This is a genomic window from Streptococcus sp. SGI.013, from assembly GCF_050315295.1.
Classification (GTDB): Bacteria; Bacillota; Bacilli; order Lactobacillales; family Streptococcaceae; genus Streptococcus; species Streptococcus porcorum.
Map to the genome: position 1 here is coordinate 1 of NZ_JBNPOS010000071.1, position 1,514 is coordinate 1,514.

Consider the following 1,514-nt stretch of genomic DNA (forward strand, 5'->3'; position numbering starts at 1 on the left):
ATTTTAATGCTGGGTCTTAAAACAGGGTTAAAAGTTGAAAAAAATATCTATACCATCTTTGGTTGCCTCAACCCTTGATATTACAAGCTCTACAGCCTGTTTTTGTGTATCGTAGTCAGCGGTCAGTATGTCTGGGAATGCTAGAAAGGTGTCTATTTTTTTGCGTAATTCATCTTCTCTTGTTGTAGCTGACAAGAGTTTTATTTGTTCTTCCATGAACTCATTTTCGTTTAGTAGTGATTTTGATTGCTGTTTCAGATCATCAAGAGAAATAAGGTCATTCAAATATAGGTCATTTAATTTTGATAGCTTTGATGTATTTTGCTTTATCTTTTTTTCATAGGTTGCTATTTTGTTATGCAGCTCATTGTCCTCAGCAGGTTTGATGTCTTTTAACTTTTCAGGATTTTGTTGTAACTTTGCCACCTCATTCAGGATATACCCCTCCAGTACAGATTGTTTGAAACGTGGGTTTGTACACTCCCCTGTACCCCTAGATCTTGTGTTAGGGCAAAAGAACGAGATAGACCGTATGCCAGTAAGTTTATTTTTCTTATCTTTTTCTGACTTTAGGTGTGCTCCACATAGACCACAGTAACAAATTTTAGAGCCGATATATTTTCTTTGAAATGGGGGAACCCATTCAGCGTTATGATATTTTGCCAGCCTCTTTTTTCGTTCTAGCTGAGCAAGTTCAAAAGTTTTTTTATCTATGATGGGAGTGTGTTTAGCTTGGTAAGTTTGTCCCATGTATTTCATCATTCCACAATATACAGGATTATCAATGATAACTGTGACAGCGTGGTGTTTCCAATCATGATTTTTACCGTGATAATTCATTGAGTTCAATTTTTGAACAATTTTATTAACAGAGGCGCCTTTTAGAAACTCACTATATATCATTTCAACTATCGGAGCTTTAACCTCATCTAGCTCTAGGTCGCCTGTTTCTTTGTTGTAATTGTAAGCAAAGGGAGGCATTCCCCAAGACATAGCTTTCCCAGCTTTCGCTCTACCGATTTTCCCCATCATCATTCTTTCTGCAATATTTGCCCTATCTAGTTCAGCGTATGCTGATAGCATACCAAAAACCATTTTTCCAACTGGGGTAGAGGCGTCAAAGTTCTCTGTAAAGCTGACTAATCTAATACCGTTTGGATTGAAAACATCTTCTACAAGCACAATATTCTCTTTTTGAGAGCGTCCAAGCCGTTTCAAGTCGTATATGAGTACAATGTCGAATAATTTTCGTTTAGCGTCTCTAGTGAGTCGTTCTATCTCTGGTCTGTGCATATTTTTTCCAGAAATCCCTGGATCAACGTACACATCATAAAGAGTCCACTCTTTCAATTTGCAGTAGTTTGTTAATAAGTCAACTTGTTCATCAAGTGAATAGCCATCATCTACCTGTCCTTGTGTGCTGACACGGACATAGATAGCCACTTTATTCCTGTCCATCATAATAGTACCTCTTTCAAAATTTCCTAAAAAATGATAAAATGGGTACAAGAAAA

General features: G+C 36.9%; 1 protein-coding gene. It reads right to left on the minus strand.

What is annotated here, in order from left to right:
- Nucleotides 1–27 precede the first annotated feature (27 nt).
- Nucleotides 28–1,514 (minus strand): recombinase family protein (locus tag ACQRDX_RS09290; RefSeq protein WP_427896607.1); only part of this gene is annotated, 1,487 nt, incomplete at its 5' end.